The following is a 7757-nucleotide window of genomic DNA, read 5'->3' on the forward strand; positions in this document are numbered from 1 at the left end:
GGGATAACATGACTGGATGCATCCACCACGGGAACTTTCCACCCCCCTGGCACCTGCTCCCTGGCAGCGGACCGCGCTCGGAGCCAACCTCCTCGCTCCGGACGGCGGCCTGGGTGTCACCATCTTCGAGGAGATGACCACCCTGGCCGTCCAGACCGGCGCCATCAACCTGGGACAGGGTTTCCCTGATGAGGACGGGCCGGCGGAGATTAGGGAGGCCGCCCGCGCAGCCATCGCTGCAGGGGCCAACCAGTACGCGCCCGGCAAGGGACTGCCCCAACTCCGGGAGGCGGTAGCCGCGCACCAGGAACGCTTCTATGGGCTGGCACCGGACCCCGCAACCGAAGTCATCATCACCACCGGGGCCACCGAAGGGATCGCCGCCTCCCTCCTGGCATTTGCCGGGCCAGGGGACGAGGTCCTGACCTTCGAGCCGTTCTACGACTCCTACGGCGCCGTCATCGGCCTCTCGGGCGCCACACACACCACCGTGCCCCTGGCCGCCCCGGACTTCCTGCCCGACCCCGCGGCACTCGAGGCTGCCTTCAACGAGCGGACGCGGGTGGTCCTGCTGAACAATCCGCACAATCCCACGGGCGCCGTGTTTCCTCCGGAGATCCTGCAGCGCGTGGTGGACCTTGCGGAAAAGCACGACAGCATCATCATCACCGACGAGGTGTACGAACACCTCACGTTCGGCGTCCGCCATACCCCGGTGGCGACACTACCGGGGGCCGCCGGCCGGACCATCACCATTTCCTCCGCCGGCAAGACCTTCTCCCTGACCGGTTGGAAAATCGGCTGGTTGAGCGGCCCCGAGGACCTGGTCGCGGCCGTCCGCACGGTGAAGCAGTTCCTCACCTACAGTTCGGGAACTCCCTTCCAGGCTGCGATCGCCACAGGGCTGACCCTGGCGGACGACTTCTACACCGGCATCGCAGCCGCGCTGGAACAGAAGCGCGACATCCTCAGCGCCGGACTCCGGGCCGCGGGCTTTGACGTCTTCACCCCAAAAGGAACCTACTTCGTCAATGTGGACACGGCACCGCTGGGCATCACCGACGCGCTGGACCTCGCCCGGCGGCTGCCTGCGCTGGTGGGGGTGGCCGCCATCCCCGTTCCGGTGTTCTGCCATCCGGAGGGAGCCGAACGCACGCGAAGCCTGCTCCGGTTTGCCTTCTGCAAGAAGACGGAAGTCCTTGAGGAGGCTGCCGCGCGGCTGGCAACACTGCGCGGCAGGCTCTGATGTCCGGCGGGAGCGGCAAGGCCGCCAGCCGGTTCCTCCGGACAACAGGCCAGCATGCCACAATCGAGCCTGACGCATTCACCGATGGCAGTTTTCTGCTCACTATCGGCGGAGCCGAACAGTCCCATGTGAACCTGGACCGCCCCTCGGAGATTTTTTACGAGTACCTACGCAGGATCGGGCATCTGGTGGATCTCGCAGCACCGCCCGGAGAACCCATCAGGGCCCTGCACCTCGGAGCAGGCGCACTGACCCTGGCACGGTACATCCAGGCCACCCGTCCCGGTTCCATCCAGTACGCGGTGGAGCTGGAACGCGAACTGCTCGACTTTGTCCTCCGGCACCTTCCCATACCTGAGGGAACGGACCTCACCACGATCATCGGCGACGCCCGCGAGGCACTCGGCACGCTTGCCCCGGACCTCACGTTCGACGTCGTGATCCTGGATATCTTTTCCGGTCCGGAAGCCCCGGCCCACATCGCTACGAGCGGCTTCTACCGGGAAGCCCGGGAACGCTTGCGCCCCGATGGACTGCTGATCGTCAACGTCGGCGATGAAGCGGCCCTCACACTGGTCAGGAGCCAGGTGGCCGCGATGCGCGAAGCCATGGGCGATGTTGGCGCCTTCGCGGAAGCGGGAATGTTCGAGGGCCGGTACCCGGGCAACATCATCCTGGCAGGGACCCAGGGCCCCTGGCCGGAAGCCTGGACAGCCGAACTGACCGCGCGGGGTCCGCACCCAGCGCGGGTCCTGGCGGGAGTAGACCTGGACCCCTTCTCCGGCTAGCCCCGCAGGGAACCCGGCCCTTCCGCACCCGGCACGGCATCTTCAGCCCCTGCGCCGTCAGGCACGTCGTCCGCGGCGATGGCGTCGGGCACGAACGGCTCCGCGTACCATAGCCGCGTCTCCCCGTACTTCTTCTCGGCGAACCTGGTCAGGCTCTCCGGCCACCCTGGTTCGGGGGAACGGGAGGAGCGTTCCACCACCACAACGGCCCCTGGGGCCAGGTGCGCGGCAAGTTTCCCGAGCACCGCGGACAGCCCGGCCTCCTCCAGCGGGTACGGCGGATCAAGGAACACCAGGTCCCACGCCGCGTCTTCTGCGGCGCGGTCCAGGAAAGGATCGGCTTTGGTGCGGTGCACGGTGACCGCTTTGCGGCCCAGCACACCGTTGATGAGGTCCGCATTGCGCTGGCACACGGCGCTGGCCCTGGCATCGGATTCCACCAGCTCCACGGTCCGCGCTCCCCTGCTGCCGCTTTCCACGCCCAGGGCACCGGAGCCGGCGTACAGGTCCAGCACGCGGGCTCCCGCGATCACGTCGAAGGCATCCAGGCGGGAAAACAGCGCTTCCTTGACCCGGTCCGTGGTGGGCCTGGTCAGGGATCCCGGGACCGCTGTCAGCGGAGTGCCCCCTGCGGCACCGGCGATGATCCGGGTCACCGCGACCACCACGATCCGCCGGCGCCCTGCAGGCTTTGGTTGCTAACCGCGTTCAAGGAACGCCTCCTTCTCGGGGTTGAGGTACTTTTCGATGGCATCGGCAAGTTCGGGGTGGCCGGACAGCAGCGGATCGCGGCCGACGATGGCCTGGGCGTCTTCCCTGGCCCGGGCAATGACGTCTTCATGGTCGAGGACCCGCAGCAGCTTCAATGTTGACCGTCCGCCGGACTGGGAAGCACCCAGGATGTCGCCTTCACGCCGGAGCTTGAGGTCCTCCTGTGACAGGACAAAGCCGTCTGTGGTGGCGGCAACGGCTTCCAGGCGCCGCCTGCTGGGGTGGCCGGGTTCCAGGGCAGTGACCAGCAGGCAGGTACCGGGCAGGCCGCCACGGCCAACCCGGCCTCGGAGCTGGTGCAGCTGTGAAATCCCGAACCTGTCGGCGTCCAGGATGACCATCAGGGTGGCGTTGTGCACGTCCACGCCCACCTCGATCACCGTGGTGGAGACCAGCAGCTTGATGCGGTTGGCAGTGAACCCGGCCATGGTGTCCGTTTTCAGCTCCGGATCCTGGCGTCCGTGGAGCGGGGCCAGGGCAACCCCTGCCAGCGAGGGTTCGGCCAGCAGGTAATCCACGACGCCGGTGACCGACGCCAGCTCCCGGCCTTCCTCCGCCTCCACGCCCGGCGGCGCGGCCTCCCCTGGACTGAAGTCGCCGTCGTCGTCCGTTCCAATCTTGGGACACACGACATACACCTGGTGGCCGGCGTCGATCTCCTCCCGGGCGCGGGCCCAGATCCGTGCCGCCCAGGCCGGGTTCTCCGCAAGGCCCACGAGGTGGGTGCTGATCGGGGCCCTGCCCTTGGGCAGTTCATTGAGGGTGGAGGTTTCCAGGTCGCCAAACACGGTCATGGCCACGGTCCGGGGAATGGGTGTGGCGGTCATGACCAGCAGGTGCGGCGGCTTCCGAGCCTTGGCCCGGAGGGCGTCGCGCTGTTCAACGCCGAAGCGGTGCTGCTCGTCCACCACGATCAGGCCGAGGTCGTAGAAGGATACGTTGTCGCTGAGCAGGGCGTGCGTGCCGATGATGATCCCCGCCGTGCCGGATGCCGCATCCAGCAGCGCCTGTTTCCGGGCCGCAGTGGGCATGGATCCGGTCAGCAGCGTGACCTGGACGGAAGACCCGCCACCGGCCAGTCCGCCCAGGAGCCCATCGCTGGACAGCGGCCCCAGGGTGCGGCGGATGGAGTCGTAGTGCTGGGCGGCCAGCACTTCGGTGGGGGCCAGCAGCGCGGCCTGTCCCCCGGCGTCCACCACCTGGAGCATGGCCCGCAGCGCCACGACAGTCTTGCCGGAGCCTACCTCGCCCTGCAGCAGGCGGTTCATGGGCGCGTCCTGCGCAAGTTCCGTTGCCAGGGTCTTCCCGACGGCGGCCTGGCCGGCTGTGAGGGTGAACGGCAGGTTTTGGTCGAACGCGGACAGGATCCCTTCGTTGACAGGGCGCCGTGCGGTGGCTTCCTCGGCGGCGAGTTGGGCACGGCGGCGGGCCAGCGCGGACTGCAGCACCAGGGCTTCCTGGTAGCGGAGCCTGTCCCTGGCGCGTTTCCAGTCGGCGGCTGTTTCAGGCGCATGGATGAGCCGGTAGGCGTCCGCTACGGGAAGGAAGCCTTCCCTCGCTGCGACCTCCTGCGGGACCGGATCGGGCAGCGAGCCAAGGTCGGAGGTTTCGAGCAGCGTGGCGATCACCTTCTGGATCTTCCAGCTGGGCAGCTTGGCAGTGGCCGGATAGACCGGTATTGGCATGGCGGCAAGTTTCTCCGGGTCTTGTCCGGCGTCGCTGAACGGATCTTCGTCCAGGAGCTGGAAGTCGGGGTTGGTAAGGCCCAGCTTCCCCTTGAAACTGGTCACCCTGCCCGAGAACAAGGCGCGGCGTCCCTGCAGGAGCTCGTTCTTCGCCTTGAACCCGTTGAAGAAGCTGATTTTCAGGGTGCCCGGAACTTTGCCGGTGTAATCCCGGCCGCCGACCAGGCGCAGCCCCTGCTTCCCGTCGTCGTCCGACACGATGACGTCGGTGATGGTCCCGCGGCGTGCCTGCATCTGCCGGGTGCTGCTGGAAAGGACCCGGGCTATGAGCGTCACGTCCTCATCGAGCGGAAGCTCCGCGATGGGAGTCAGCTCGCCGCGGCTCATGTAGCGGCGGGGGTAGTAGTTCAGGAGCCCCTCAACGCTGGTGATGCCGAGGTGTTTCTCGATGACCGCGGCGGACCTTTTTCCAATCCGCCGTTCAAGGGCCAGGTCCAGCTCAGCGTTCATGCCCGCCGGTATTCACCGCATCCACGGCCGGGTCCCGGGGAAGCGCCAGTTCACTGATGCTGATCTGGGACGGCTCGCCGAGGGACCTGATGATGGCCACTGCGGGGTCCGGGTCCGGGACGTGCACGTGGACCCGCCACCGGTAGTTGCCGTCCGGGTCCGGGCCGCTGCCCACCTGGCTCATGATCACGGACTCGCCGATCTCGTCGAGCCGCTGCCGAAGAGTGGCCGCGTTCAGGGGTGAGAGGGTGATGGTGCACATGACTTCCACGCCGTCGTCGTCCGGCATTGACGCGTGGATGTGGGGATCTGAAACGTCGTACCCATGCAGCCCGTCGAGGAGCTCGTCCTGCAACTCCTGGCCCATGACGGCGGAACGGAGGCAGTCGAGGATCAGCAGCATGCCCACGCCGCCGGCGTCCACCACCCTGGCGGTCTGCAGCGCATCGAGCTGCTCCTCGGTGTGGACCACCGCGGCCAGCGCTCCCTCCACGGCGGCGTCGAGGGTGAGCCCCAAGGCATGGTTGCTGTCATCGCCGTCCTGGCCCGCGTCGACGGCGGCTGCCGCGCGGGCCGCCGCTTCCATGACGGACAGCATGGTTCCAGGAACGGGGTCGCTCAAGGCGGACCATGCGCGGATCTGGGCACGGTTGAGGGCCGCCGCGAGGAGAGTGGACGTCATCCGGGTGTGTCCGGCCAACGGCTCGGCCGCAGCGCAAAGGAACACCGAGAAAAGCGTTCCGGAGTTTCCGCGCGCCTCCTCCATGGCTGCCTGCCCGGCGGTGGCCAGGACTTCCCCGACGTCGACCGGGGCGGGCTGGTCTTCGCCAAGCACCAGGGAACGGGCCGCAGCGCGGACGGTGAGATACAGGTTGGTACCCGTATCACCATCGGCTACCGGGAAGATGTTAATGGCGTTCAGGCGGTCGCTGTGGTTGCCCAGGGCAGTTTCAGCCTTGCCCAGCCACCTCTTCATCGCCAGCGCGTTGGCGGCAACCTTAGTGTGCAAAGTGATCCCATCCCCCGGTGTCCGCGGCCCGGCCCGCTGTCAGGACGCCCGGGCCATCGTCGGTACCGAGTGCATGTATCGAGCCTAGCGCAGTGAATCCGGGTGGCAGCTGAACATCGTCAGGGAATGTGGCCAGCAGCCCGTGGTCCTCACCGCCGCCCAGCACCCACTGCGCAGGATCGACACCCAGAAGGACGGCAGCAGGGGCCAGGACCTCCGCGAGTTCGGCCAGGCGGGCAGGGTCGAGGGCGATGGCGACATTGCTGGCGGCAGCCAGCCTCCTGCCGTCCCGGAGGAGGCCGTCCGAGATGTCGAGCATTGCCGTGGCCCCTGCGGCCCGGGCCGCCGGACCCGCCCCCAGCGGCGGACGCGGGCGGCACTGCAGGTCCAGGAAGACACGCTCGGCGGGACCCAGGGTGTCCGCGGGGACATCCGCTTCAAGCAGGGCGAGGCCGGCCGCTGCATGGCCCACTGTGCCGGCCAGCGCCAGGATGTCCCCCGCGCGGGCGCCGGAGCGGAGGACCGGCCGCCCGCCGTCGAGCGTTCCCAACACGGCCACCGTCACCGAAATTTCCCGGCCACGGCCCAGGTCCCCGCCGGCCACGGAACAGCGGACTGCCCCGAGCTCCCGGATGCCGGCTGTGAGGCCGTCTGCCAGGTCCTCCACCCAGCTCACGGGCGTGTCAACGGGAAGGGTGAGGCTGACCACCATGGACGTGGCCTGGGCTCCCATGGCATTGATATCGCTGAGGTTCTGCGCGGCAGCTTTCCAGCCGACGTCGAACCCGGTGGTGCGGTAGCCGTTGGGCCACAGGAGCCGGAAATCCTGGTCTTGGACCTGGGTGTCGATGCTGATAACCGTCTTCCCGTCCGGGGCGGCGACGACGGCGGCGTCATCCCCGGGGCCCAGCAGCGTGCTGGCGGTGTGTCCGGCCTCCATTTGAAGGCGCGGAAAGATCCGGGCCAGCAGGTCGGCTTCGGAAAGGCCGGCGACGGAGGGCTGGCGGTCAACGCGGCTACGGAGGTCTTCAGGCACGCCCCTACGCTACCGCGCCGGACTGACATTGTGTCCTGGCGGGGACGGCGGCGGCGATAGGCTGGAAGCATGCACCAGCCCCACCTGCCCCTGTCCGCCCGCGCCGCCAGGATGGCGGTGGTGGGGGCGGTCGCCGCTCTTTCCCTGACAGCCTGCTCTCCCGCGGTGGACGTCACTGCCGCCAAGGACGCCGCCAACCCGGCATGTGCGCCGATGATGCTGGCGCTGCCCGATTCCATTGGCGATTCAAAGCTGCGGAAGACCAACAGCCAGGCCACCGCGGCGTGGGGCGATCCCTCGCTGGTCATCCTCCGCTGCGGCGTCAACGTTCCAGGGCCCACCACCGACCGGTGCGTCACCGTCAACGGCGTCGACTGGGTCATCAAGGAAGGCGACCCGGTGTGGACGCTGACCACCTACGGCCGCGAACCGGCCACGGAAATCCTGATGGACCCGGACAAGATCAGCTCCGCAACGGTGCTGGCGGACCTTGCAGCAGCAGCCGCGAAGGTCCCGTCCGTCCGGAACTGCGTGGGCCAGGAGGACCTGCAGAACCTGCCGAAGAGCCAGTAGCCAGCCCCCGCCGGTGGGTGGGCCCACGCCGGCAGGGTTCCCTGACCGAAGCGAAGCGAGGTTAGGGTGCCGGTGGGTGGGCCCACGCCGGCAGGGTTCCCTGACCGAAGCGAAGCGAGGTTAGGGTGCCGGTGGGTGG

General features: G+C 68.2%; 7 protein-coding genes. 3 read left to right on the forward strand and 4 right to left on the reverse strand.

Annotated features, from left to right (window positions below):
• Nucleotides 1–16 precede the first annotated feature (16 nt).
• Nucleotides 17–1246, forward strand: a complete 1230-nt coding sequence (locus ACFO0G_RS00205) for an aminotransferase class I/II-fold pyridoxal phosphate-dependent enzyme (protein ID WP_376976016.1) — start codon at nt 17–19, stop codon at nt 1244–1246.
• The gene (locus ACFO0G_RS00210) at nt 1246–2034 is read left to right on the forward strand and encodes a spermidine synthase (protein WP_376976017.1); all 789 of its coding nucleotides are present in this window, start codon (nt 1246–1248) and stop codon (nt 2032–2034) included. Before ACFO0G_RS00205 ends, ACFO0G_RS00210 begins: the two co-directional genes overlap by 1 nt.
• Here ACFO0G_RS00210 and rsmD read toward each other — a convergent pair.
• From rsmD to thiL, 4 genes are read right to left on the reverse strand one after another with little or no spacing between them, the layout of a single operon-like run.
• On the reverse strand, nt 2031–2690 hold the full coding sequence (gene rsmD, locus ACFO0G_RS00215; RefSeq protein ID WP_376976018.1) for a 16S rRNA (guanine(966)-N(2))-methyltransferase RsmD: 660 nt from the start codon (nt 2688–2690) through the stop codon (nt 2031–2033). The genes ACFO0G_RS00210 and rsmD overlap by 4 nt on opposite strands.
• A 42-nt stretch (nt 2691–2732) precedes the next feature.
• Nucleotides 2733–5000, reverse strand: coding sequence for an ATP-dependent DNA helicase RecG (locus tag ACFO0G_RS00220; protein WP_376976019.1), 2268 nt, complete (start codon nt 4998–5000; stop codon nt 2733–2735).
• Nucleotides 4990–5976, reverse strand: coding sequence for a DAK2 domain-containing protein (locus ACFO0G_RS00225; RefSeq protein WP_286404454.1), 987 nt, complete (start codon nt 5974–5976; stop codon nt 4990–4992). Before ACFO0G_RS00225 ends, ACFO0G_RS00220 begins: the two co-directional genes overlap by 11 nt.
• A gap of 22 nt (nt 5977–5998) precedes the next feature.
• Nucleotides 5999–7045 carry a thiamine-phosphate kinase gene (gene thiL, locus ACFO0G_RS00230; protein ID WP_286397639.1) on the reverse strand — a complete coding sequence of 349 codons (1047 nt, stop codon included), beginning with the start codon at nt 7043–7045 and terminating at the stop codon, nt 5999–6001.
• A gap of 69 nt (nt 7046–7114) precedes the next feature.
• Between thiL and ACFO0G_RS00235 the strand changes: the two genes are divergently transcribed.
• Complete coding sequence (locus ACFO0G_RS00235) at nt 7115–7618, forward strand: DUF3515 domain-containing protein (protein WP_286397641.1); 504 nt, start codon at nt 7115–7117, stop codon at nt 7616–7618.
• Nucleotides 7619–7757 lie beyond the last annotated feature (139 nt).

The sequence above is a fragment of the Arthrobacter sedimenti genome, assembly GCF_042652025.1.
Taxonomy (GTDB): Bacteria; Actinomycetota; Actinomycetes; order Actinomycetales; family Micrococcaceae; genus Arthrobacter; species Arthrobacter sedimenti.